Here is a 25,653-nt window from a genome sequence, read left to right on the forward strand (position 1 = left end):
CCGCGGCGCGATCTAATATTGCATGCCGCGCTTTGGTGTTGCGCGCCGTACGAGCATCCACGTTGCGCTTTAGCATCGTGAGTTTGTTATTGCGCGCCGTGCGAGCGGTTGCGGAGCGAGGTTTAAATTTGCGCTTTGCATAGCTTCGCGCAGGCGGGTTTGCGCTTGCGGAATTTGACTGCTTAGGATTGCGCGTTTGCCGTAATGCCTTGTATGTCTAGCGCGCGCTCTCAAGCTCAGTATTGGCGATTGTACGGCGCCGTAAATTTAATCATAGCTCGCGATCAAGCCTCCCAGAGGAGCTTGCGCGTGCGATAACTGCGCAAAGCGAGCTACCACAAAAGCGGACGTCGTAGGGGCTTAGCAGGGCTGCGATACGCCGCGATTGAACTTCGGCTGTATTACGACTGCGCCGTGCCCGCGGCGCGTTAAATTTTATCGCGTGTCGCGACGGTGATTGCGGCGCAGGTTTGGCATCGCGTACCGCGTCTGTGAGTGCGTCAAAGTTTTATTATAATGCGCCGCGCAAACGGCTACGGTGCGGACTTTTAGACGCTATGTTTGCCGCACGATAAGTGTTTGCCAAATGCGCACCAACGCCCGCCGTGCGCTTTGATCTGCGAAGCGTATGGCGCACCGAAGCGCCTTGCGCAGCACGAGATTTGTAAAGAGCGCGTACTGCCGCGCGCATAGCTCCGCATCGTGCGAGCAAGCGCGGGCCGCGTAAATTTAAAATTTTATGAAATTTAGAAGTTTTAAATTCCAAATTTCATAGAATTTTGCGAAACGCAAATTTTAAAATTCCATAGAATTTTGGAATTTCGGAAAGGAAAAGAGATGGATTATCTTTGCGCCCCTTGGCGAAGCGAGTATTTTACCGAAAAAAGAAGCGGCTGTCCCTTCTGCGACGCGGCGGCGGATGCGGCGTTCGACGATCGTAACGGCGTGCTTTTTCGCGCGCAGCACTGCTTCGGGGTGATGAACCTCTACCCCTACAGCCCGGGCGCGTTTATGGTCATACCCTACGAGCACGTCGATAATATCGAGTGCCTTAGCGACGATGCGTGGGCGGAGATGAGCCGCTACGTGCGCGCCGGAGTGGGGATTTTAAAACGCACTCTGGGCGCAAACGGCGTAAATATCGGTATGAACCTCGGTGCCGCCGCGGGTGCGGGCATAGCCGAGCACGTGCACTATCATCTCGTACCGCGGTGGCAGCGCGATACGAATTTCATCACGACGATCGCAAACGTCCGCGTAAACGGCGTTTCGTTCGCCCCGCTTTTTGAGAAGCTAAAAGCTGCTTACGCGGAGATTAGAATTTAAATTCGGAAGATCGAGATGGTATCGGCATGGGTTAAAAAGAACGATAAATGGGGTTTTATCGATAAAACGGGAAAGGAAATAGCTTCTTGCATCTATGATGACGTTTCGTATTTTAGCGAAGGCCTAGCACGCGTTAGAAAGAACGATAAATTCGGCTTCGTCGATAAAACGGGCAAAGAAGTTATTCTCTGCATATATGATCGGGCCGAGGAGTTTTGCGAGGGCTTAGCGTGGGTTAATAAGAACGATAAATTCGGCTTTATCGATAAAACGGGTAAAGAGGTGATTTCTTGTATATATGATGATGCTTATAATTTTGAGGAAGGACTGGCGGAAGTTCAAAAAAGCGGCTATTGGGGCTTTATCGATAAAACCGGCAAAGAGATCGTTCCTTGTATATATGATGATGTTGGCGTTTTTCGCGAAGGCTTGGCGGACGTTAAAAAGAACGATTATTGGGGATATATCGATGAAACGGGAAAAGAAGTTATTCCTTGCATATATGATCGGACCGGGAGTTTTTGCGAAGGCTTAGCAAAGATTGAAAAGGACGGCAAATGGGGCTTTATCGATAAAACGGGCACAGAGGTAGTGTCTTGTATATACGAGCTTGTTTGGGATTTCGACAATACCTTGTGCGGATATTATGACGAAATCAAATATTACGAAGGATATGTTAAAGTCAAAAAAGACGGCAAATGGGGCCTGCTGGACGATGAGGATAATGAAATTTTAAAGCCGGTGTTTTATGACGAAGTAGAATTTGTGAAAGTTTTAAGCGACGACTACGTCAAAATCATACTAGACGGTCGCGAAATAATCGTTGATAAAAACGGCAAAATAATATCTTAAATTTAAGGAGAGATGATGGTTAGCGTAGAGCAAGCGATCGAGGATCTGAAAAACGGCAAAATGCTCGTTATGGTCGATGACGTCGATCGCGAGAATGAGGGCGATTTGGTGTTTGCGAGCACCTTTAGCAGCGCGGAAAAGGTAAATTTTGCGATCACGCATGCTCGCGGAGTGTTGTGCGTGGCGCTTAGCCCACAGATTGCGCAGCAGCTAGATCTGAATTTGATGGTCGATAAAAACACCTCCAGCCACGAGACCGCTTTTACCGTCACGATCGACGCGAAGGGCGCCAAGACGGGCGTAAGCGCGTATGAGCGCAATATGACGATCGAGCTGATGTCGCGCGTAGGCGCTCGCGCGGATGATTTCGTCCGCCCTGGGCATATCTTCCCGCTCATCGCCAAAAGCGGCGGCGTGCTCGCCCGCACGGGGCACACCGAGGGCTCTACGGATCTATGCCGCTTGGCTGGGCTTTCGCAAAGCGCCGTGATCTGCGAGATCGTCAAAGACGACGGCGATATGGCGCGCAGGGACGATCTGGAAAAATTCTGCGCGCAGCACGACATCAATATGATCTCGGTCGCGCAGATCGTGCAGTACCGCCTAAAACACGAAACTCTCGTTAAATTTAGCGAGCCAAAAAGCGCTTTGCTGTGCGGCGAGGCGGCGAAATTTTACGACGTGAGCGATCACGAGAGCAACGAGCACCGCGCCTATATTTTCGGCGAGCTGGGAAAGAGCGCACAGACAAACGTAAAATTTCATAAAATTTCAAGCGATCTGGAGTTTTTAAGCGATGCGAAATTTAACGATTTCATGCGCGATCTGGATGTTTTGCGCAAAGAAGGCGGCGTGCTTTTGATGCTAAAATCCGCGCAAAATCGCGCCGATTTTAAGAGCTTCGGCATCGGAGCGCAAATTTTAGCGCATCTGGGCGTTAGAAAAATCAAAATTTTAAGCAAGAGCGAGCCGAAAGACTACGCGGGGCTTAGCGGATTCGGGATCGACATAGTTTGATAGCCCACATCGATTTGGACAGCTTCTTCGTCTCGGTTGCGAGGCTCGCCGATCCCGCGCTTGCGGGCAAAAAGATCGCGGTCGTCGGAGGCGGCGACGAGGAGATTTTCGGCGGAAAGAGCGAGCTTGGCAGCGTGATTTTAAGCGCGAGCTATGAGGCCAGAGCGGACGGCGTGCACTCGGCTCAGCCCGTTAAAATCGCGCTCGGACTCTGCCCGCAGCTGATTTTAGTGCGCTCGCAGCACGGCGAATACCGAAAAATTTCACGCGAAATTTATGAGTTTTTACTAAGCTTTACGCCCGAGATCGAAAAATTTAGCATCGACGAGTTTTTTCTAAATTTACGCGGCACGGCTTACGACGCGGACGCGCTGAGCTTTGCTGCGTTTTTGCAAAGCGAGATTATGCGCCGCTTTAGCCTTCCGTGCAGCGTAGGTCTTAGCGAAGCAAAACTGATCGCAAAGCTCGCCACGAGCCTTGCTAAGCCCTTCGGCGTGCGGCAAATTTTAAAATCGCAAATCGCGCGCGAGCTATCCGCCGTACCGGTAGCGAAATTTTTTGGCATCGGCAAAGCGGCGCAAGAAACGCTCGGTAAATATGGTATCGTAAGTTTCGGCGACGCGCTAGGGCACAGAGAAATTTTTGAAAAGATGGGCGCAAACGGCAGGAAAATTTTCGCAGCCCTTAGCGGCGAGGATGAGGGCGAGGTCGTCTCAAAGCGCGAGCGCAAGAGTATCGGCTTTGGGCGCAGCTTCGCGCCGTGCGCCGATCGGAACGAGCTGCGGCGCAAAATTTTAATTTTGGCGCGCCATTTGGCGGGCGAAGTGCTCGCAAGGGGGCTAAAACCTGCGACGTATGATCTAAAGATCCGCTACAAATCGCGCGAGGAGTTTTCGCACCAGATCAGCCAGGATAGGGCGTTTAGTTTAAATTTGCTAAGCGAGACCGCGCTTGAGCTGTTTAAGCTCTGCGACGTGAAAAAAGGCGCGCAGATAATCCACGTAGCGCTAAATCTTTCAAATTTCGGCGGCAAATCGGGCGGCTCGCTACTTTTTGGCGAGATCGATAAAAAGCAGCAGAGCTTAGATCGATCTTTAAGCAGGATTTGGGAAAAATTCGGCATCGAAAAGCTAAAAAAAGCGAGCGAAATTTGATTAAATTTAAAGGAAAAAGATGAAATTAGGCGAGCTATACTCGGTGATCTGCATAATCTTCGCGACGAATTTCAGGGGCGTGATAGATGAGCAGAAGTTGCGCAGCTTGGGTAAAAACTGGATCATCGTAAACAAAAATATCGAGAACAAAAACGGCCACGAGCTTTGGCAAAAGGTGCAGGGCGAGGACTACGCGGCGCTAGGGCGCGATTTTGAGGCGCTAAAAGGGGCGTTTGAGATGGATTTTTTCAAGCTCATAAGCGAAAGCGAAGTGGAACTGTTTTATGAAAAATGCCGCTTCAAAAAGCCTTTTACGGAGCTTAAAAGCGCTCACGCGGCCAATATGCTAGCACTTCTTGCCATGATCTTTAAGCAAAACACGGACGCGAAATCGCATAAAATTTTGACGCTATATCTGGCGCAATTTATCATTCCTAGCTTTTCCGCGCTTGCTACGTACGTGCAGATAAACGCTAAAAGCAGCTACTACAAGGCGCTCGGGTGGTTTTTGGCGGATTTTTGCCGCGTGGTGAAAGAGACGCTGGGACTTAGAATTTAGAATTTAGAACGCGCGCTCGGTATTTTTGCGCGCTCAGTGCAGAAAAGCGCTATGTAGAGATAAGTCTGGAGCTTGCTTTCGGGGTTTCTTGCGCTGTAGCCGGTACAGCTCCTGCGGGTGCGACAAGCTGCTAAGCGAGGCAGGTGAATTTTATCTGCACGGATGTAAAGTGTCTGCCTTGCTGTTTTGTGCGTCGGCGTTTGTCGTATAGCGCGTCATTTTTGAATTCTGCGCGGCATTCGGCGCTTTGGTCGCGTTATGCGCATCATCCAGCCTTTGCCGTGTGCTGTCGGTATCGATACCGTGCGCGTCGCGTCTCCGCCGCGACGTTGCGTGCTTGGGTAATCCGTGCGTTGCTTTGTATGCCGCACAAGGCGCCGTCGTTTGAAATTTTACGTGAGACGCCCTGTATATCGTTCGATGTCGTCGCTCGGCACAGCGCGTCTTTCGTGCTTTGCGTGTGCGACCTGGCACAGAAGCATGGCCTCTGCACTTGCACCTGCGCGCTCTGCGTCTTTTGCCGAGCGCGCTACGCAGCGTCCGATGCGCGCCGTTAAATTTTAAAATTTAAAACAAAGGAAAAATTTGAATTACTGGAACGAAATTTACGCCCACTTTGATCCCGTGGCGTTCAGCGCGTTTGGCATAAACGTGCACTGGTACGGCATTATGTATGTTTTGGCGCTGCTTACGGCGCTATTTATCGCCAAATATTTCGTGCGAAAAGACGGCCTTGACTTCAGCGATAAGATGCTAGATCGCTACTTTATCTGGGTCGAGGTGGGCGTCATTTTGGGCGCGCGGCTTGGATACATCGCGATCTATTCGGGCGAGGCGGCGTGGTATTTCAGCCATCCGTGGCAAATTTTCAACCCATTTCATAACGGCGAGTTTGTGGGTATCCGCGGTATGAGCTATCACGGCGCGGTCGTCGGATTCGTGATCGCAACGGTTTGGTTTTGCAAAAAATTTAAAACCGATATGTGGGCGCTGCTCGATCTCGTGGCACTTAGCGTGCCGCTTGGGTATTTTTTCGGACGCGTGGGAAATTTTTTAAATCAGGAGCTTTTCGGGCGCGAGACGAGCGAGCCATGGGGGATTTTGGTAGGCGGCACGCTGCGCCATCCAAGCCAGCTTTACGAGGCGGTTTTGGAGGGACTGGTAATTTTCGTGATTTTATTTTTCTACCGTAAATTTAAGAAATTTAACGGCGAGTTGATATGTCTGTATGCGATGCTATACACGGCGTTTAGATTTTTCGTAGAATTTTTTAGGCAGCCGGACGACGGGCTTGGTTTTATATTTTTAAATTTATCGATGGGGCAAATTTTATCTTTGGTGATGTTTTTGATAGCAGTTTTCTTAAAGCAGTCTTTGAAGAAAAAACTAATTTGCAGAAATTAAATTAATCTAAAGTTAAAAAGTAATATAATCTCTTTACAAAAATGTAAATTTTCGTTTAGCGGGGATTTATAATCATCTTTTTTAAGGAGAACCTATGCTAGGTCGCATTGAAGGCTTTACGGGCAGATCCATAGACGGCAAAAAGAGCCGCATTATGGCTTTGCAAGATGTGGCGCAAAGCATCAGCGGGCTAATTTTGGCCTGTTTCATGCTGTGTCATATGATATTTACCGGCACAATTTTGATCGGTAAGGGCGCGTTTGAGGGCGTCGTACATTTCGCCGAACCGGGCGGAATTTATTTCGTTACAAACATCGTCGCTTTTGTAATTTTCGTGATTTTCGTAGTTCACGCGTTTTTGGCGATGAGAAAATTTCCAGCTAATTACGCCGCTTATAGGGCGTTTAAAGCGCACAAAATGCGAATGAAGCATTGCGACACGACGCTTTGGTGGTTTCAGTTTTGGACGGGGTTTTTCCTATTCTTCTTTGCGGCGGCTCATATTTTAATGATCGTATTCGGTCCGAAAATTACTGCAGATCTTGCTATCGCTCGCTTCGGACAGCTTCATCTATTTTATTTTGTTTTATTGATTTTCGTAGTAACTCACGCTAGCATCGGAATTTATAGATTATATATGAAATGGATCAGCATAGACGGCACGAAGGCTGAAATTCAAAGAAAAAGAGCCTTTATTAAAAAGGCGGTTTTCATCGTTTGGGGTGCATTTTTCTTGCTTTCGATAATCGCCGATTTCAAATGGTTAAGTTTAGAATAGGGAGTTTAGAATGAATGTAATATATTGCGATTCTTTAGTTATTGGCGGCGGTTTGGCGGGCTTAAGAGCTGCGATCGCTACCGGAGAGAAGGGGCTTAGCACCATCGTTTTGAGCCTGATCCCTGTTAAGCGCTCGCACTCTGCGGCAGCTCAAGGCGGCATGCAGGCGTCACTGGGAAATTCCAAGATGAGCGAGGGCGACAATGAGGACGTGCACTTTGCCGATACCGTAAAAGGAAGCGACTGGGGCTGTGATCAGGATGTCGCTAGGATGTTTGCACAAACGGCGCCTAAGGCTATTCGCGAGCTTGCAGGCTGGGGCGTTCCTTGGACTAGGATTACTAGAGGCGAGCGAAGCGCTATTATCAACGCTCAAAAAACCACGATCACCGAAAAAGATGAGGTTCACGGACTTATTCACAGCCGCGACTTCGGCGGTACGAAAAAATGGCGAACCTGCTATACCGCCGATGCTACGGGACATACTATGCTTTTTGCCGTTGCAAACGAAGCGTTAAAGCATAATGTCGATATTCACGACCGCAAGGAAGCGATCGCGCTAATTCATGCAAATAACCGCTGCTATGGCGCAATCGTGCGGGATTTGGTTACCGGCGAGCTAATCGCATACGTCTCAAAGGGCACGTTGATCGCTACAGGCGGCTACGGCAGAGTATATAAACACACTACAAACGCCGTCGTTTGCGAGGGTATAGGTGCTGCTATCGCGCTTGAGACCGGCGTAGCGCAGCTTGGAAATATGGAAGCGGTGCAGTTTCACCCGACCCCTATCGTTCCGAGCGGAATTTTGCTTACCGAGGGTTGCCGCGGCGACGGCGGAATTTTACGCGATGTGGACGGCTACCGCTTTATGCCGGATTATGAGCCCGAGAAAAAGGAACTTGCTAGCCGCGACGTCGTAAGCCGCCGCATAATGGAGCATATAAGAAAAGGCAAGGGTGTCAAAAGCCCTTACGGCGAGCACGTTTGGCTCGACATTTCGATCCTCGGGCGCGAGCATATCGAGAAAAATTTACGCGACGTACAAGAAATTTGCGAAATTTTCAACGGCATCGATCCTGCCGACACCGAGGTAATAACCGACGAGCAGGGCAGAAAGCGCGGTAAAGGTTGGGCCCCTATCCTTCCTATGCAACACTACTCGATGGGCGGTATCAAAACAAAAGCTACGGGCGAGAGTCCAACGCTAGCCGGGCTTTTCAGCGCCGGCGAGGCTGCGTGCTGGGATATGCACGGCTTTAACCGCTTGGGCGGAAATTCCGTCGCCGAAACCGTCGTCGCAGGAATGATCGTGGGTGAGTATTTTGCGGAGTATTGTCAAGGACACGACGTCGATATCAATACGCACGATATACAAAAATTCGTAGATAAAGAGAAAAATTACATTAAGAGCCTGCTTGAAAAAGAGGGTAAATTTAACGTATTTGAGATAAAAAACAAGATGAAAGACGTGATGTGGGAGCACTGCGCGATCTTCCGCACCGGCGAGGGATTAGCCAAAGCCGTAAAAGAGCTTGAAGAGCTTTACAAGCAGTCCTTGGACGTCAAAGTAAGCAATAAAGAGCTTTTCGGAAATCCGGAGCTCGAGGAGGCTTATCGCGTACCGAAGATGTTAAAGCTTGCGCTTTGTATCGCCAAGGGTGCGCTTGATCGCACCGAAAGCCGCGGCGCGCACTTCCGCGAGGATTATCCGAAACGCGACGATCTAAACTGGCTAAAACGAACGCTTGCAAGCTGGAAGGAGGGCGATACGATGCCTACCTTGACCTATGAGCCGCTTGATATTATGAAGATGGAGATGCCGCCTGCGTTCCGCGGATACGGCGCCAAAGGCAATATCATCGAGCATCCGGACAGCGCCGTGCGCCAAAAAGAGGTCGATGAAATTCGCGAGAAAATGCAAGCCGAGGGCAAAGGCAGATATGAAATTCAAGAGGCATTGATGCATTATGAATTGCAGCCAAAATATAAAGCACCTAACGAAAGAGCAGGTATAGGATATGAGTAGAAAAATAACAATAAAGGCATTTAAGTATAATCCGCTAAGCAAAATTTCAAAGCCGCACTTCGCTACTTACGAGATCGAAGAGACCGACGGAATGACGCTATTTATCGCGCTTAACGTGATTCGTGAGAGATTTGATCCCGAGCTAAGCTTCGACTTCGTTTGTCGCGCGGGTATCTGCGGTAGCTGCGGTATGCTCGTAAACGGCAAGCCGCAGCTTGCGTGCCGTACGCTTACTAAGGATTATCCGGACGGCGTGATCGAGCTTATGCCGCTTCCATTTTTTAAGTTGCTAAAAGACCTCAGCGTTGATACGGGCAACTGGATGAACGCGATGAGCAAACGCGTAGAGAGTTGGATCCACACCGATCACGAGACCGACATCTCTAAGCTTGAGGAGAAGGTCGAGCCTGAGGTCGCGCAGGAGGTTTTCGAGCTGGATCGCTGCATCGAGTGCGGTATCTGCGTAGCTGCATGCGGCGTAGCGATAATGCGAAAAGACTACATCGGCGCCGTCGGCATCAACCGCGTGGCACGCTTTCAGATCGATGCGCTGGATAAACGCAGCGACGAGGATTTTTACGAGCTAATCGGCGATGATGACGGAGTATTCGGCTGTATGACGCTGCTAGGCTGCGAAGACCACTGCCCTAAGCACCTTCCGCTTCAAAGCAAAATCGCATATGTTCGCCGCAAGCTTGCTGCTCAGGGCAAATGCGGCTGCGGTAAATAAAATTTAAGCGGGTTCTTCCCGCTTAAATTTATCTTTCAATTTTATAAATTTTACCTCGATAGACAAATTCCAAAATGCTTGAGTCAGACAAGCGAAGTAGCTTTAAATTTAATACTATCCCAAGCGATAAAGAAGTAAAATATGAAATCGCTTAAGATCGCTAGCAAGGGATAAGGATGAACGAAGCAAAGCCCAAAGAGTTAAAGAAAATTCTAAACGAACGACGTCAAAATGTGGAGCAGAGCTCTGGAAATAGTTTTAATCTTGAAAGCTTAAAATGCCCAATTCAAATAAACGGAATCTGGAACTAAAAAATTGTCTAGAAATTTTAATGATAGAAATTCCAATATAAATATAAATGCCCATTGTAAAAAAGAGTTAATAATAAAGGATTTTAGTGCCTTAATAGGTTTTTTCCAATTTTGTATATTAATATTGATCATAATACTTTCTCAAACAGGAATATTGTCTAATTTTGGTATTGAAAAATTTTCCGAATCAGAAGATTCTTATTTTTTCATTATTTTTTGCACTATTATTCCATTTATTAGAATTATTGAGCGCAATAAACCATTTAATAGGCGCTTTATAATTTTTAACGAAAAATTTATTTCGGTAGAAGTCGAAGGAATAAAAATCTTCCGAATAAATCTAGATGAAATTATTAAGATATCTAAAAATATGGATACTAGGACTTCTACACCAGAATATTTTCCAATTTCAAAAGAACTCTTCTATTTCTGTATATTTGCTACTATAATAACAATGATCTTATTTGTTTTTAAAGACTTTATAGTTGTATTTATATTGTTGGCCACAATATTCATTCTTCCAAAGAATTTAATTTGTACTGTAATTGGCGGCTTGGAAGCAAACAAAATATATGATCGTTTGGCAATATATTCTAAAGATGGCATCATAATAAATATTTTTATAAATTCTAATAAAGATTATTCGGAATTAAAGAGATACTTTTTATTACATAAGAGTATTAATATAGATAATGTTAGAAAAGAATTTATGATATTTCAAAAGGAGTTTAAACATGGATAAGAGAGAATTAAATGCGCAAATTGAGCTTGATCGCGCAGAAAAGAATTTTCAAAATTTAAAGATAGTGCTCTGCTATTTTGTAATATAATTGAAGCTAGGTTCAGTAAATTTAATATCCATCTAAGCTACAAAAGGCAAAATAGGCAAACTTTCGAAATCACTAGTGAGGGATAAGGATGAACGAAGCAAGGCTCGAAGAGCTAAAGAAAATTCTAAACGAACGACGTCAAAATTTAGAGCAAGGATCGCAAGAAAATTCTGACGCTCAAAATTTTGATGTCTTAAATTTTGATACTTCAAAATCCGATACCTCAAATTCAAATGCTTCAAATTTCAATACCTCAGATTTAAATATTACAAATTCCAAGGCTTTAAATTCTAATGACAAAAATTCAGACGATCTCAATTTAAATGCAGAGCGCGGTAGAAAATTTCAAAATTTGCATTCAGATAACGCTACTTTATTTAAAAATTCTAACGCTAGAAACTACGACAAAGATCCGATAATCATCAAAAATTATGAAAAGTTTTTTGTTTATGCGCGGCTTTTTATAATTCTTCCGACATCAGGTCTTCTAATATCTTTTATTTGGGATATTGTAGATTTTGGGCATATATATGTAGACGATTATTTAGAAGCCTGTATAATGATATTACTAATCTCCGTTATTACATATATCTTTACCGCGATACGCAATAAACGCGAAATAAGATTTACCAATCAATACATAGAATTTTTAGATAAAGGGATCGTCAAAAGGCAGTGTAAGGTAAAAGAGGAAGTGTTGCGTAGAAATTTTTCAACGGAAAATTTTCGCGCCTCATCTTTTATTGTGCTAGTTGTATTATGTGTCGGTTCTCTGGGTCTTTTCTTGGTAGCGCTAATTTTTATGTATATAACCAATATGCTTCTAAAACTAATCGTCTATTTCTATATTAACCATTCTTTAAAGGGATTTAAAATTTTCCCGTTTATAAAAGTCGCCAGACCTGGATATGGCAAGTATCTATACAATGCCGTTGCTATATCGGCACACTACTATTTAATTTATTTGTATAGCAGTCAAATTTACGACGAGGTTAAAGAGTACTTTTTGCAGAAAAACATAAATATAGACTATATTAAAAAAGACTATACAGTTTTTATCTAGGAATATATACGAAGCGGGCGGCAAATTTTAAACTAAAATTTCAATATTTTATGGTAAGCCGCCTCTAAATTCTATGTGCGAAAACGCCCGTTTATATTCGGCTAAGCTCACACTCGGTAGTATTTGTCATTTTATTTGCGGAGGTTGCTTTGAAGGAGATAAAATCCAAGCTCATCATAGCGTGCTTGGTTGTTTCGGCAGGCGTATTTTGTTTGATCGCAGGCAGTGCGTTTATGGATAGATCCGAAACTCAGCCCGTGCAAAATTCCACGGCGAGCCGCGTCGCGACCTCCGGCAATTCCTCCGATCGGCCGCTAACGGATGAAGATCGCGCTGCGCGAGCGAGGTACTGGTACGAAAGGCTGGGCGCCGAATTAAATTTAGACGAGCGCGTAGTGCAGGACGATGAGTGGATGGAGTATTTCCGCAAGCTTTTGCGCTCCAAGGACACTGCTCGTATTTTGGCATTTATGCGAGAGCAGCGCATCACTGCGGGCGATCCGCTGCATTTTGGCATAACGGCGATAATGTATTCTAGCTTTTACAATGATGCAAACACCACCGAGGAGCTGATCTATCACGGAGCGGATATCAACCGCACGGACGATTTTTCTCATTCGGCGCTGAGCTATGCTATCGAAAATAACTCTACCGCCGCCGTGGAAGTTCTACTTAAGCACGGAGCTAGCTTTTCTAACGTTAAATATGTTCGTCCGTGGCTTGCGACTCCGGGATGCTGCGATGCCTATTTGGTCGCCGATACTAGCGATGCACAGGTAAGGACATATTACGGAACACCTAAAAGCGAGGGTACTAGCGCGGTATCTGATCCACTCTATTACGCCGTAGCGGGTGGATTTTTGCAGATGACGGAGCTTATGCTTAGTAGCGGCGTAAGACCTGAGATTACCGCTTGGACGGACGATCATTGTATTGCTTTTACGCTCAAGCACCGCAAAGATGAGCGGCAGCCGAACTGCTCCATCTATCAGATGCTGCCGCAACGATATGACGCAAGTATGCTAAATCTGCTGCTTAAATACGATTTGGCAGGGCTTCCGGGCGATGAGCGTATTCGAAAAAAATACGATGACTGCCGTAAGGATTTGGATACGTTGAGGAAGTATAAGAAAATATACCTAGAGCATATGGATGATTATTGTTACGATGAGATTATTTTGGATTGGAGCTGGTTGGATAGCTTTAATTATGATATAGTTAGGTTTATTATGATGGAGCGCTCAAAGGATTGGGAAAAGGGTGCAATCGGGTTTAACAGAGGTTCGCTGCCCGATCTTAATAGATGCGGCTCAGTAACACCCAATACGGCGCTACTTGGTATCTACGATACGCTTATAAAGCGCTATTCCGCGCTCTGCGGCGATGAGCTTAATGGCGCGAGCGGCTTTGATCTGGATAAATTTTTTAGATATTCGCACTTAAAAGGCTTGGAATTTGATCTTAAAATAGAGTATGAGGGCAAGGTGATAAGAGTGGAGGAGTACGATAAAATTTTAAGGCGCGATGCGTCTAAGCAGCTAGGGCAAGCGAGATCCAAGACTGCAGATACCGCGTCTGCCAATGAGTAAAATTTCGTAAAGCTTTTGGATATGATCGCTACGTATTTGGCACAATTTTATAAAATTTTAATGATTTTAAATTTGTCGTTTCTCTTTAATATCTTGATCATCGCAATCCTACCTTTAAGTTATCACTACCTTGTATTTTGTATATAGCATCTATATTTATATAAGATCGCGAAATATCATGGTTCTTGTATTAATATGAGATAAATTTATATATAGCAGATCTCATAATTTATAAAATAATGTTAAAGATGGGTTAGAAATATAAAATTTTAAAATATTACAAATCCTAAGCCTAAACTTCTATCAATAATTTTTATTATTTAATGAATATTTTAATTTATATATGTATAATTATAAATAAATTTTATTAGAAAGGAATAAATATGAAAAACCTAACCACTACTTCGGGTAATCCTATCGCGGATAACCAAAACTCCCTTACCGCAGGCAGCCGCGGCGGTATAATGTTGCAAGATTATCAGCTACTTGAAAAACTAGCTCATCAAAACAGAGAGCGTATCCCCGAGCGCGCCGTTCACGCAAAAGGTAGCGCTGCATACGGAACCCTAGAGATTACGCAGGACATCTCGCGATATACTAAGGCCAAAGTATTACAAAAAGGCGAGAAAACAAAGCTACTTTTGAGATTTTCTACCGTTGCCGGTGAAGCTGGAGCGGCTGATGCTGAGCGCGACGTAAGGGGCTTTGCGATTAAATTTTACACCAAAGAGGGCAACTGGGACTTGGTCGGAAACAACACTCCCGTCTTTTTTGTAAAAGACCCGTATAAATTCCCGGATTTTATCCACACGCAAAAGCGTGATCCTCGCACACACCTCCGTTCAAATGAGGCAGCATGGGACTTTTGGAGCCTAAGCCCTGAGAGTATGCATCAAGTAACCATCCTGATGAGTGACCGCGGTATTCCGGCAAGTTACCGCCATATGCACGGATTTGGCAGCCACACCTACAGCCTTATAAATGATAAGAACGAAAGATTTTGGGTTAAATTTCACTTCAAAACTTGCCAAGGCATTAAAAATTTAACCAACGCTCAAGCCTCACAGATCATTGCAAAAGATCGAGAGAGCAATCAACGCGATCTTTTTGAGAGTATAGAAAAGGGTGACTTTCCAAGCTGGGATTTCAAAATTCAAATAATGACTCTACAGCAGGCAAAAGAGGTCAAATTTAACCCCTTTGATCTAACCAAAACTTGGCCTCATAAGGAGTTCCCGCTCATCGACGTGGGCGTCATGACGCTAAACGAAAATCCGAAAAATTATTTCAATGAGGTTGAGCAGGCTGCATTTAGCCCGTCAAATATAGTGCCTGGTATCAGCTTTAGTCCCGATAAGATGCTTCAAGCAAGGATATTTAGCTACCCCGATGCTCAAAGATATCGTATCGGCACGCACTACGCGCAGCTAGATGTTAATCGTCCTGTAAGCGAGGTCAATACTTACGTCGTGGGCGGCGCGATGAATAACGGAATGTATGAGCTTGACGATAAGGCTTACTATGAGCCTAACAGCTTTGGTGGCGCCAAAGAGGATCGTGCTTTGTTAGAGCCTGATATAAGCATAGAAGGCGCGATGCAAAGATACGATCACAGAGTCGAGGATCAGGATTATTATTCGCAACCTAGAGCGCTTTTTGAGCTAATGAGCGACGAACAAAAATCGCAGCTTTTTAGTAATATCGCAGATAGCATGGAGGGTGTGAGCGAAGCTATAAAAGAGCGCGCAATAGGACATTTTGAAAAAATTTCCGCTGACTATGCAAATGGCGTAAGAGCCGCTTTGAAAGCAAAAAATTGACGAGCTTAACGCAGGCCGAGGAGCAAAGATATGGCGAGCTTTGCGCTATGGCGCTTGATTTCGCTAGGCGAGATGATGCTGACGAGCTGGAAAAGATGATAAAGGCGGGCCTTAGCGTAAATTTAAAATCCGCGAAAGGCGACACGCTTTTAATGCTAGCTAGCTACAATAACGCGCTAAAGACTGTAAATATGCTGCTCTCAAACGGCGCCATAGTCGATGAGCGTAACGACCGCGGGCAAACTCCGCTCGCGGGCGCGGCCTTTAAAGGGCATTTGGAGGTAGTCAAAGCTCTCGTAAATGCAGGTGCAGACGTAGAGGCTACGAGTGGTCTTAGTATGACACCCTATGCCTTTGCCATAATGTTTGGTAGAAGTGAAACGGCAAAATTTTTACTAAGCAAGCGTAAAAAGCAGGGATTGCTACAAAAACTGGCGGTTAAATTTTTAGAAATTTTCACCAAAAAGAGCGCGCGAGCGGTTTAAATTTTTATGCGCCTTGATATTTGGCGGTTTAAAATTCACGCGCTTTAGCGCTTATACACGGTTTAAAATTTGACGTATTTTAGGGCTCGCATAGGGTGAAATTTCGGAGATTTTACTAAAAAGATGCAAGGATGATTTGAAATTTTGGCATACCATTTCTAACCTTTAAGATTTTGCTTCTCTCGCTTATCTGGTACGCAGGTATAGTGTCGTTTTGCGATATGCTTAATAACAACACAAGCCCTCTTCGTTTATCTAATATGGCGCGCTCTTTTATGACTATAAACGGCGCGCGGTTTTGGGCTATAATTTAACTCTCTGCCGGTGGGAGATAGAATTTTATATTGCTCGTTCGTCTGCTTCGCTAGTTTAGCGGTATTTGGCTGCGCCTGCGTTATTTTGCTAGCGCTGCCTGTCTAATTTGCATTTTTCCCTCCATCTGCTTTGCTGCGCTTCTCATTTTGTCTGAATTTAGCAGGTCTTGTTGGCTTCGCCCGTGGACTCAATTTTTACGATGAAGATTGGTATGATCTATTGCGATCCTTGTGGCAAGACTATAAATTTTCCTTTGAATCTTTGCAGAGTTTGTAAATTTTTAAGATTTTTCAGCGCGCTTGGAATTTTATTGATTTTTGGATCGAGCTTGTCTTGTAGCTGGATTTGGCTGAGTACTGCGGCTAAATTTTACAATTTTAGGTTCATCGATTAAGCCTTTTACGCCGAGCCGATTATTATATGTAGCCTAATTTTGATATCTTAAGGATCATGACTATAAGCTCTTAAATTCCATCTCCAGCTGCTTGCGCCAGTCTTGCAGCGAGCGCTCTGCGCCCGCGGCGTATTTTTCGATCAGAGCGTCCGTTTTATTTAGAAACTCAAATAGCTTGCCCTCCCACACGGCGGGATTTAGGTTGCTTTGATGCATCGTTTTGATGTAAACCAGCTCCTTACTAAGAGCCTCAAGCTCGTCTAGATAACTCTCGCGAGCGCTTTCGTCGTGCAGCTCTAGCCGCTTTAGATCTCGCAGTTTGTCCTCTAAAATATCGCAAAATTTCATATATCTTTGTGAGCTAAGCTCGGGATCTGCGGCGTCTGCGCGCGCAGAAGCTTTTTGGACCTGAAAATATACGAGTGCGCCCACCGCAAGGGCGACTGCGAACATCAAAGCGAAATTAGCCATTTTTTCTCCTTAAGCCGTCCAGGCCCACGACCGCGAGCCCGAACCAAATTAGCGAAAAGCTCAAAATTTTGTAAGTCTCAAGCTCCTCGCCGTAGATAAATACCGCGATCAGCATGCTCATGCTAGGGCTGATGTACTGCATAAAGCCGATCGTAGATAGCGGCAGATACTGCGTGCTTACGGCGAAGGTAAGCAGCGGCAAAATCGTAATCAGTCCGCTTGCAAACAGCAGCGCGCCGCTTGCGCTAAAGCCGAAAGCGCTGCTTCCTTTCAGCGCGCAGTAGATCAGAAACGCGAGTGCAGGTAGCAGCATCAGCGTCGTCTCGCAAAACAGCCCCTCAAAGCTAGGCACTTTTACCTTCTTGCGTATGAGTCCGTAAAACGCAAAGCTAAGCGGTAGTACGAGCGAGATTATCGGTAGCCTACCCAGCGCGTAAATTTGCACGCCGATCGCCGCAAAGGCTAGCAGCAGGGAAAATTTCGCCGCCGTACTTAGCCGCTCGCGTAGAAACAAAGCGCCCAAAAGCACCGAAAATAGCGGATTTATAAAATATCCGAGACTCGTGGCTAAAATTTGATCGGAATTTACCGCGTAGATATAAATACCCCAGTTCGTGCTGATAAGTAGTCCCGTACAAAGCAGCGTGAGAGCGATTTTGGGGGTGCTAAGAAGTCGCGCGACGTTTTTTAAGCGGTGCGTAAAGCAGAGAAAAACAAGCAGCAGTAGGAAGGACCAAACGACGCGATGCGCTAAAATTTGCACCGCGTCCACGTCCTTTATGAGCTTGAAAAATATCGGAAAAACGCCCCACATAAAAAAGGTGGCGAGAGCAAGCATTAGCCCTTTCGTGCGGTCGTTTTCCATAAAATTCCTTCCAAATTGCCTAAAGGCGCTATTTTAAGATTTTTTGGGTTAATAAAAGCTTATTTCGGTATAATCGCGAAATTTTACGAAATCTAGGAGGGGCTATGAGCTGGAGTAGGACGTCGTGGAAAGATTATAAAATTTTACAGCAGCCGATTTATCAGGATGAAAGTGCGGTGCAGGCCGCTAAAGATCGACTTTACAAGCTGCCGCCGTTAATTTTTGCGGGCGAAGTTCGCAACCTAAAGGCCGAGCTTGCGCGCGCAAGCGAAGGCAAGTCGTTTTTGCTTCAAGGCGGCGATTGCGCGGAGAGCTTTAATGATTTTAGCGCAAATAATATCCGCGATATGTTTAAGGTAATGCTTCAGATGGCGATCATTCTTACCTTCGCAGCGGGTCGCCCCGTCGTGAAGGTAGGTCGTATCGCAGGGCAGTTCGCAAAGCCGCGCAGCAGCGACTTTGAGGAAGCGGGCGGCGTGAGTTTGCCTAGCTATCGCGGCGACATAATCAACGGCTTTGAGTTTAACGAAGCGGCGCGCAAGCCGGATCCTGCGCGCATGATCGAGGCGTATCATCAAAGCGCTTCGACGCTGAATCTGCTGCGCGCCTTTTCTCGCGGCGGTCTTGCGAACCTGCACGAGGTGCATAAGTGGAATTTGGGCTTTTTAAAAAAAGGCGAGCTGGAGGCTAAATTTAACGAGCTGAGCGATGAAATTTCGCGCACGCTTAAATTTATGGAGGCGTGCGGGCTGAGCGCCGCGAATTCTCCGAGCCTTGCTGAGACGGTGCTTTACACCTCGCACGAGGCGCTGCTGCTACACTACGAGGAGTGTCTGACGCGCATCGACAGCACCAGCGGCGATTGGTACGATTGCTCGGCGCACATGCTTTGGATCGGCGAGCGCACGCGCGGCGCGGACGATGCGCACGTGCATTTTTTAAGCGGTATCAAAAACCCTCTCGGCGTCAAGATTGGCCCTAGCGGCACTGCGGATGAAATTTTGCGCCTTTGCGACAAACTCAATCCGCAAAACGAAGCAGGCAGGCTAAACGTCATCATCCGCATGGGCGCGGATAAGATCGGCGCGCGGCTGCCGCAAATTTTACGCCAGCTAAAGCGCGAGGGCAGGGCGATCCTATACAGCATCGATCCGATGCACGGCAACACCGTCAAGGCCGCGAACGGCTACAAAACGCGCGAATTTTCTAAAATTTTAAGCGAGGTTCAGAGCTTTTTCGAGATTCACGCTGCGGAGGGCACACACGCGGGCGGCATACATCTTGAGATGACCGGTCAAAACGTCACCGAGTGCACGGGCGGCTCGTTTAACGTGACGCAAGAGACGCTAAAACAGCGCTACGAAACGCAGTGCGATCCGCGCCTAAACGCAGATCAGGCGCTGGAGCTTGCGTTTTTGCTCGCCGATAATCTAAAAAAGGCGGAGTAGTTCGCCTTTCGTTGCGCGGGAATTCGGTCGCGGCTTGGAATTTTAGTCGTAGTTTTAGGCGTTTTGACGTAAGCCAGCGCTGCGACCGTGCTTTACGTTCTAAATTTAATCGTAGCTTGGCGCGGGCGATTAAAATTTACGCGGCTTGGAATACGGGGCGGCTTTGGGCGCAGTCTTAAAGCGGCTGAAATATAAAGAATTGAAAATTTATACGGGAAAAATTCCAAACCCTATCGTAATGCGCCGTAGGTCAAAATATAGATAATTGAAACTTATGGCTCGCGTGAAAACGTAAGTCGCGTAAGTCCGCCGCCAAAATACGAGCAATTTAAAATTTTGCGGCGCCGCACCGAAATAAAATTTCTTTTTGTAGAGGCTTTTCAAACTTCTTGGCGGCTAAATTTATCCTCGCGGGCTTGCTGGCTTAAAATTTTAAATCCGCATTGTACGAAATTTTAAAATTTACACCGCCGTGAAATTTTAAAATTTAACGCTAAATCTACGGCTCGCAGAATTTCACTTTTAAATTTCGTCGCGTAAATTTTGATCGCTTGCTTTTGCGGGTGCGCCGCCCTTGTCCAATAGTGCTTAAACTAGCGGCAGACTAAGCGGTAAATGTAGCTACGCAAGCCCGCCTCCCTCTTTTTGCACATAGCGATAGAGAACGCCGCGCTATCTGCGGTATTATATTCGACATAGATATGACACAAAAGCTCTTGCTTGAGATTGTCACGACGAACGCACGCCGTAGCGGCGCGTGTTTCATTAGCTCATGAACTTTCGCTTAATCCTTGATGATGCGATAGATTAGGCGGAGCAGACTTCGCATCCGTTTAAAATTTCAGAGCGCGATTTCGCTGTGAAATTTTAATAGAAAATCTATGCTTCTGCCGCTAAATTCTGGGCTGAAATTTTACTTTTTGAGTTTATGCCGCCTCGCCGCTATAAAATTCCAAGTCTTAAATTTAAAGCAAAATTCTGCGACGCGGTGAAATTTTAAAATTTCGTTGCGGTAAATTTTGTGCTCTAAAATTTTATCCATGAATGTAGAATTTTAAGTCGGCAAATATAAAATTTGAGATAGGCAAAGTTTGTCGCCGCATCGCGTACCGCGCCGCGAAATACTACTCTACAAAATCTGCGCCTAGCCCCATAAATTCCGTCGCGCAAAATTTATGCAGAATTTACGCGGAGTTCTTGCTGCCGTGCGCTGCTTCGCTTCGTTACTTTGAGCGCGGCTTATTAAGTTTTAGTGCGACTACGGCGATTGCGACGTTTACATCGTGCGTGATGCTAAGGCTTGCGGATTTGATATGAAATTTTTTACGGATTTTTTTACGGATTTTTAGATGCGGCGCGCCCAGGGCGTCTTTGTAAATTTTAGCGTCTTTAAAGCCGAACTCCGCGCCGATGCCGGTGCCTAGCGCCTTACTAAGCGCCTCTTTGGCGGCATAGACGCCCGCGATACTTTCGTCGCGCAGTGCCGAGGAGCGCTCGGATTTTTTCAAAATGCGCTTTAGAAATTTCGCGCCGTATTTTGCGCGCAGCGCCGCGATCCTGCGCACCGCGGTTATGTCCGTGCCGATCTTTATCACGGACGAACGCCCCGCGGTTTAAATTTAATCACGGCTATAAGCTCTCTTTGATCTCGACGTCAATGATCTTATCGCCCTGCCTGATCGCGTCTAAAACCGCTAGGCTAGGCTGATCCACGATTTGTCCGAACACCGTATGCATGCCGTCTAGGTGCGGCTGCGCGCTGTGGCAGACGAAAAACTGGCTACCGCCCGTATCGCGTCCCGCGTGCGCCATCGATAGCGCGCCGCGCACGTGCTTGTGCTTTTGGCGGTCGCATTCGCACTTTATGCGCCAGCCGGGACCGCCCGTGCCGGTGCCGCGCGGGCAGCCGCCTTGGATTACGAAATTTGGAATTACGCGGTGAAAATTTAGCCCCTTGTAAAACCCGCTGCGAGCAAGGCAAGCGAAATTCGTAACCGCCTGCGGGGCTTCGTCACCGAAAAGCTCCAGCTTCATATCGCCCTTTTCGGTTTTTATCACAGCGTATTTATCGCGTGCCAAAGCCGCTGCGTCGATGTCGTAAATTTTTAAGCTTTCCATTTTTTCTCCTATGCGATGTTGGTGTAAACTGCCTGCACGTCGTCATCATCCTCTAGCCGCTCGAGCAGCGCGTCTATGTCGCCAAGCTGCTCCTCGCTAAACTCGTGCTTTTCGTTAGCGACGAATTTTAAGCTTGCGCTGATGATCTCAAGCCCTATCTTTTCGATCCCCTCATTTAGAGTGCCGAAGCTTTCGTATTCGCCGTAGATTAGAAGCGTCTTTTCGAGCTCGCCCTTGTCGTTTTCAAACTCGTTGATCTCAAGCTCGCTAAGACCGAAGTCGATGAGCTCAAGCTCCAGCTCCTCGATGTCGCGGCTCGGCAGCTTGGTTTCAAAAACGGCCTTGTGCGAAAACATAAATTTCAAACTGCCGCTCGGCAAAAACTCGCCCTTGGCTTTGTTTAAAATCGACTTAACGTTCGCGACGGTGCGGGTCGGGTTGTCGGTGGCGCATTCGATTATTAAAAGCGCGCCGTGCGGCGCCTTGCCGTCGTAAAAGATCGTTTTGATATCGGCGCTATCCTTGCCGCTAGCGCGCTTGATAGCCGCGTCGATGTTGTCTTTGGGCATATTTTGCGCCTTTGCCGTGGCGATCGCGGCGCGCAGTTTGGAGTTCATCAGCGGATCTTCGCCGCCCTCTTTCGCAGCCATCGTTATGGCCTTGCCCAGTTTTGGGAAAAGTTTGCTCATCTTCCCCCATCTAGCTTCTTTTGAAGCGCGTCTGTATTCAAAAGCTCGTCCCATAAAATTCCTTAAAGCTTAAATTTAAAACGGGTGATTATAACGAAAAACCCTTAAATTTCAGGAGCGGGCGTTGAAATAAAATTTATTAAAAAGTAGTATAAGTTTTGAAATTTTAATCCGAAGGAGAGACCCATGACTTTGAAACAAAGCGTAAAATTTAAGGCGCAAAATATCCACTGCGAAAACTGCGCGAGGACGATCAAAAACGCGCTTAAGGATGATTTCGGCGAGATCGAGGTGGACGTAGCAAGCGGAGTGGTGAGTTTAAGCTTAGATCCGCGCGACGAGGCTAAATTTAAAGAGGAGATGGACGATTTGGGCTTTAGCGTCGTAGAAAAACTGTCCTGCGAAAACTAACGGATGCCGAGCAAAATCACTCTAAATATCGTCGGGATGAGCTGCGTAAACTGCTCTAACGCGATCGAGCGGGTAAGTCGCAAGATCGAGGGGGTGCAGGACGCGCACGTAAATTTCGCAAACGGCAGCGGCGAGTTCGTGCTTGCCGATCCGGCGCTTGAGGAGACGCTAAAAGCTAAGATCAAAAAGCTAGGCTACGACATCGCCGTAGATTACGAGGATTTGGAGCGCAAAAAGCGACGCAACCTCAAAGCGGCGCTATTTAGACTTATTCTCGCTCTCGTTTTAGCCGCGGCTGTAATGGCTGTGGAGATGAGCGGGTTTTTAAGCTTCGTTCCAAAGGCGCTACTTTGCGCGGCGATGGCGTGCGTGAGCCTATTTTACTGCGGCAAGAACTTCTTTTATCACGCTTACGGCTCGCTGAAAAATAGAAGCTTCGATATGAACGTGCTTGTAGCGATGGGAAGCTTTTTCGCGTTCGCCTATTCGCTAACGGCCGCGGCGTGGGTCTATACGCACGGCGCGCAGAACGAATTTACCAATCTTTATTTCTCGTCCGCCTCGATGATAATCGCCTTTATTTCGCTCGGCAAATACCTTGAAGAGCGCAGCAAGATGAAGGCGAACGACTACATCAAGGGGCTAATCGATCTAAGCCCTAAAACCGCGCTTTTGATTAAAGACGACGGCACGATAGCCGAAGTGCGCGCAGAAGCGCTAAAGCCCGGCGATAAAGTGCTAGTAAAAAACGGCTCGCGCATCCCTTGCGACGGACTTATCGTAGAAGGCGGCGCGCAGATCGACACTTCGCTCATCAGCGGCGAGAGCTTGGCGGTTTATAAAAGCGTGGGAGATGAGGTAAATGCAGGCTGCGTCAGCACCGACGGCGTCATCTACGTGAAGGTGACGAAATTTTCGCATCAGACGCTGCTTGCCGAGATTAAAAATCTGCTAAACGAGGCGGGCAACAAAAAGATGCCGATCGCGCGCTTTGCGGATAAAATTTCAAATATCTTCGTGCCCGCGGTGGTTTTGATCGCGCTTGTTAGCTTTATAGTGTGGATGGCGCTTGACGGACGGCTATCATATGCCGCATCCGCCGCTATTTGCGTGCTTATCATCTCTTGCCCGTGCGCGCTAGGGCTTGCGACGCCGATCGCTATCGTTTGCGCGATCTCAAACGCCGCAAAGGCTGGAATTTTAATAAAAAATCCCGAAATTTTAGAAATTTTAAAGGACGCGGACGTCGCGGTTTTCGATAAAACTGGTACGCTTAGCAAGGGCGAAATTTCGGTAAGCTTCAGCGATCTGAGCGCCCAAGATCTCTATGCTCTGGCAAGTGCGCAAAAGCTTAGCGAGCATCCGATCTCAAAGGCGATCGTGAAATTTGCCGAGCTGAAATTCGGCGAAATTTCTAAATTTAACGGCGAGTTTGAAAGTATCGCAGGCAAAGGGATTGTCGCGAAAAATCCCACCGGCGAAATTCTTTGCGGCAGCGCGGGCTTTCTGCGCGAGCGCGGCGTGGATGCGGGCGTCGAAGTAGAAGCGGAGGAGCTTTTAGACAAGGGCTTCGGCGTCGTTTATTGCGCGATAGGCGGCTCTTACGCGGGATTTATCGCATTTAGCGACGAGATCAGAGCCGAAGCCCGCGGCGTCGTACAGGCGCTGCAAAAAAGCGGCGTAAAAACCGTCATGCTAACGGGCGATAACGCCAAAACGGCAAATTTCGTCGCTCGCAACCTCGGCATCGACGAGGTAAGAAGCGGAGTGCTTCCAAGCGGCAAATATGAGTTTATCAAATCCCTGACGGATGAGGGCAAGCGGGTGCTTTTCGTGGGCGACGGCGTCAATGACGCGCCGAGCTTAAAAGCCGCTAGCATCGGCGTCGCGATGAACGGCGGCAGCGACGTAGCCAAGGGCGCGGGCGACGCGATTTTTATAAAAAACGACCTTGCAAGCGTGCTATATCTATTCCGCCTATCGGGAGCCGCCATGCGGACGATCAAGCAAAACCTCTTCTGGGCGCTGTTTTACAACGCCGTGTGTATCCCGATCGCGGCAGGCGCGCTATATCCGGCGCTCGGCGTGCTTCTAAAGCCGATGTACGGCGCTGCGGCGATGTGCTTTAGCTCCGTAACGGTCGTGCTAAATTCCATCAGATTGAAATTCGCTAAATTTTAACGCGGCGGATTTTGCGCTAGGCGCGGAATTTTACGCGGCGAAATTTTAATTTACTCGGCGCAAAACGCGCAAAATTTTATCCTGCGGCTAATCGCGCGCGGAATTCCGCGGGATTAGCGCTGCTTGCAAAATTTTATCTTGCGATTAATCTGGCGTAAAATTTCGTGAATTCCGCCGCCGGATTCCGCGTTAGCAAGCTTGCCTGAGTTAACTTCGGCGGACGGCTTTATTCGGCGGAATTTTTACGGGCGAAATTTAACTCTACTCGCTGCGAATTTCTTTCGTTTTGAAAGAGCTCTTTTTCTCTGCACAGAGCGTGCAAAATTTTACTCCCGCGGTTAATCACTCGTAAACGCGTAAAATTCTATGAAATTTGAGCGCTTATAATTTTATTTTGCGGTAATTGCGCGTGCAATTTTGCGAGATTTGCGCCGTTTGTGAAATTTTATTTTACATCTAGCCCCACGTATAAATTTTAAAATTTTAACGTTGCAGATCGCCGCGCCGTCATACGGTGCCGCCCGCCGCGCTGCCGTCTAGCTGCCTCTTGGCGCCGTTTGCCCTCTAGCGTTATTCGTCGTTGCGTCGCCGCTCGGTATACTCCTGACGCTACTTACCGCCGCCGCCGCTATTCGGCGTTGTTTGCCGTAGCGTCGTAGTATGATTTCATCGGTCGCCGTGCCGCCGTCCGACTATCGCCTAGCACCGCTCGCCGCTCGCCGTGCCGTTGTATCGCGCCGCCCGTCTCTACGCCGCTACCCGACCGTTCAGTACAGCTCGCTGCCGCGCCGTAAAATTTTAAAAATTCCACAAA

Annotated in this window: 24 protein-coding genes; 18 read left to right on the forward strand and 6 right to left on the reverse strand. The window is 47.1% G+C overall.

The window, feature by feature from the left end:
* Window positions 1-837: 837 nt before the first annotated feature.
* The 15 genes from Q0224_RS08245 (at window position 838) to Q0224_RS08315 (ending at window position 15,947) form a co-directional block, all read left to right on the forward strand.
* Entirely contained in the window at window positions 838-1,326 is a 489-nt protein-coding gene (locus tag Q0224_RS08245) for an HIT domain-containing protein (protein WP_297950446.1), read from the forward strand.
* A 15-nt stretch (window positions 1,327-1,341) separates the two neighbouring features.
* Window positions 1,342-2,178 (forward strand): WG repeat-containing protein, encoded by an 837-nt coding sequence (locus tag Q0224_RS08250; RefSeq protein WP_297950448.1) that lies wholly within the window; start codon window positions 1,342-1,344, stop codon window positions 2,176-2,178.
* A gap of 15 nt (window positions 2,179-2,193) precedes the next feature.
* Complete coding sequence (locus Q0224_RS08255; RefSeq protein WP_297950450.1) at window positions 2,194-3,195, forward strand: bifunctional 3,4-dihydroxy-2-butanone 4-phosphate synthase/GTP cyclohydrolase II; 1,002 nt, start codon at window positions 2,194-2,196, stop codon at window positions 3,193-3,195.
* Window positions 3,192-4,349, forward strand: a complete 1,158-nt coding sequence (locus Q0224_RS08260; protein WP_297950452.1) for a DNA polymerase IV — start codon at window positions 3,192-3,194, stop codon at window positions 4,347-4,349. Before Q0224_RS08255 ends, Q0224_RS08260 begins: the two co-directional genes overlap by 4 nt.
* Before the next feature lie 19 nt (window positions 4,350-4,368).
* A complete protein-coding gene (locus Q0224_RS08265; protein ID WP_297950454.1) occupies window positions 4,369-4,908 on the forward strand; it encodes a hypothetical protein in 540 nt (179 codons plus the stop codon).
* A 585-nt stretch (window positions 4,909-5,493) separates the two neighbouring features.
* Window positions 5,494-6,312 carry a prolipoprotein diacylglyceryl transferase gene (lgt, locus tag Q0224_RS08270; protein WP_297904690.1) on the forward strand — a complete coding sequence of 273 codons (819 nt, stop codon included), beginning with the start codon at window positions 5,494-5,496 and terminating at the stop codon, window positions 6,310-6,312.
* A gap of 94 nt (window positions 6,313-6,406) precedes the next feature.
* Window positions 6,407-7,090: a fumarate reductase cytochrome b subunit gene (locus Q0224_RS08275; protein WP_297950455.1), complete on the forward strand. Its 684-nt coding sequence runs from the start codon at window positions 6,407-6,409 to the stop codon at window positions 7,088-7,090.
* A 10-nt stretch (window positions 7,091-7,100) separates the two neighbouring features.
* Window positions 7,101-9,119 (forward strand): fumarate reductase flavoprotein subunit, encoded by a 2,019-nt coding sequence (locus Q0224_RS08280; protein ID WP_297950457.1) that lies wholly within the window; start codon window positions 7,101-7,103, stop codon window positions 9,117-9,119.
* Complete coding sequence (locus Q0224_RS08285) at window positions 9,112-9,849, forward strand: fumarate reductase iron-sulfur subunit (protein WP_177389477.1); 738 nt, start codon at window positions 9,112-9,114, stop codon at window positions 9,847-9,849. Before Q0224_RS08280 ends, Q0224_RS08285 begins: the two co-directional genes overlap by 8 nt.
* Window positions 9,850-10,025: 176 nt before the next feature.
* Window positions 10,026-10,160 carry a hypothetical protein gene (locus tag Q0224_RS08290; RefSeq protein WP_297921526.1) on the forward strand — a complete coding sequence of 45 codons (135 nt, stop codon included), beginning with the start codon at window positions 10,026-10,028 and terminating at the stop codon, window positions 10,158-10,160.
* A gap of 4 nt (window positions 10,161-10,164) precedes the next feature.
* A complete protein-coding gene (locus tag Q0224_RS08295) occupies window positions 10,165-10,902 on the forward strand; it encodes a hypothetical protein (protein WP_297950460.1) in 738 nt (245 codons plus the stop codon).
* Between the two features lie 176 nt (window positions 10,903-11,078).
* Complete coding sequence (locus Q0224_RS08300; protein ID WP_297950462.1) at window positions 11,079-12,053, forward strand: hypothetical protein; 975 nt, start codon at window positions 11,079-11,081, stop codon at window positions 12,051-12,053.
* Between the two features lie 149 nt (window positions 12,054-12,202).
* Window positions 12,203-13,642 (forward strand): ankyrin repeat domain-containing protein, encoded by a 1,440-nt coding sequence (locus Q0224_RS08305; RefSeq protein ID WP_297950464.1) that lies wholly within the window; start codon window positions 12,203-12,205, stop codon window positions 13,640-13,642.
* 383 nt (window positions 13,643-14,025) lie between these two features.
* Window positions 14,026-15,462, forward strand: coding sequence for a catalase (locus Q0224_RS08310; RefSeq protein ID WP_297950467.1), 1,437 nt, complete (start codon window positions 14,026-14,028; stop codon window positions 15,460-15,462).
* Window positions 15,459-15,947, forward strand: a complete 489-nt coding sequence (locus Q0224_RS08315) for an ankyrin repeat domain-containing protein (RefSeq protein ID WP_297950468.1) — start codon at window positions 15,459-15,461, stop codon at window positions 15,945-15,947. The genes Q0224_RS08310 and Q0224_RS08315 overlap by 4 nt, the downstream gene beginning before the upstream one ends.
* 769 nt (window positions 15,948-16,716) lie before the next feature.
* On the opposite strand, the gene Q0224_RS08320 is transcribed toward Q0224_RS08315, so the two are convergent.
* Together Q0224_RS08320 and rarD are read right to left on the reverse strand one after the other, a co-directional pair.
* Entirely contained in the window at window positions 16,717-17,127 is a 411-nt protein-coding gene (locus tag Q0224_RS08320; protein ID WP_297879902.1) for a hypothetical protein, read from the reverse strand.
* Entirely contained in the window at window positions 17,120-17,992 is an 873-nt protein-coding gene (gene rarD / locus Q0224_RS08325) for an EamA family transporter RarD (RefSeq protein WP_297950471.1), read from the reverse strand. Before rarD ends, Q0224_RS08320 begins: the two co-directional genes overlap by 8 nt.
* 104 nt (window positions 17,993-18,096) lie before the next feature.
* Between rarD and Q0224_RS08330 the strand changes: the two genes are divergently transcribed.
* The gene (locus tag Q0224_RS08330) at window positions 18,097-19,440 is read left to right on the forward strand and encodes a class II 3-deoxy-7-phosphoheptulonate synthase (RefSeq protein ID WP_297950473.1); all 1,344 of its coding nucleotides are present in this window, start codon (window positions 18,097-18,099) and stop codon (window positions 19,438-19,440) included.
* Between the two features lie 1,223 nt (window positions 19,441-20,663).
* On the opposite strand, the gene acpS is transcribed toward Q0224_RS08330, so the two are convergent.
* The 3 genes from acpS to Q0224_RS08345 are packed head-to-tail and all read right to left on the reverse strand — an operon-like array spanning window position 20,664 to window position 22,301.
* The gene (acpS, locus tag Q0224_RS08335; RefSeq protein WP_297950476.1) at window positions 20,664-21,035 is read right to left on the reverse strand and encodes a holo-ACP synthase; all 372 of its coding nucleotides are present in this window, start codon (window positions 21,033-21,035) and stop codon (window positions 20,664-20,666) included.
* A gap of 34 nt (window positions 21,036-21,069) precedes the next feature.
* The gene (locus tag Q0224_RS08340) at window positions 21,070-21,558 is read right to left on the reverse strand and encodes a peptidylprolyl isomerase (protein WP_297950477.1); all 489 of its coding nucleotides are present in this window, start codon (window positions 21,556-21,558) and stop codon (window positions 21,070-21,072) included.
* 8 nt (window positions 21,559-21,566) lie between these two features.
* Window positions 21,567-22,301: a YebC/PmpR family DNA-binding transcriptional regulator gene (locus Q0224_RS08345; protein ID WP_177388917.1), complete on the reverse strand. Its 735-nt coding sequence runs from the start codon at window positions 22,299-22,301 to the stop codon at window positions 21,567-21,569.
* Window positions 22,302-22,433: 132 nt separating this feature from the next.
* Between Q0224_RS08345 and Q0224_RS08350 the strand changes: the two genes are divergently transcribed.
* Window positions 22,434-22,658, forward strand: coding sequence for a heavy-metal-associated domain-containing protein (locus Q0224_RS08350; RefSeq protein ID WP_297950478.1), 225 nt, complete (start codon window positions 22,434-22,436; stop codon window positions 22,656-22,658).
* Window positions 22,659-22,661: 3 nt separating this feature from the next.
* Window positions 22,662-24,839, forward strand: a complete 2,178-nt coding sequence (locus Q0224_RS08355; RefSeq protein ID WP_297950480.1) for a cation-translocating P-type ATPase — start codon at window positions 22,662-22,664, stop codon at window positions 24,837-24,839.
* 628 nt (window positions 24,840-25,467) lie between these two features.
* Here the strand turns inward: Q0224_RS08355 and Q0224_RS08360 are convergent.
* Window positions 25,468-25,650, reverse strand: coding sequence for a hypothetical protein (locus Q0224_RS08360; protein ID WP_297950482.1), 183 nt, complete (start codon window positions 25,648-25,650; stop codon window positions 25,468-25,470).
* Between the last annotated feature and the right edge of the window lie 3 nt (window positions 25,651-25,653).

Origin of the sequence: uncultured Campylobacter sp., assembly GCF_938002845.1 — a bacterium.
GTDB lineage: Bacteria > Campylobacterota > Campylobacteria > Campylobacterales > Campylobacteraceae > Campylobacter_B.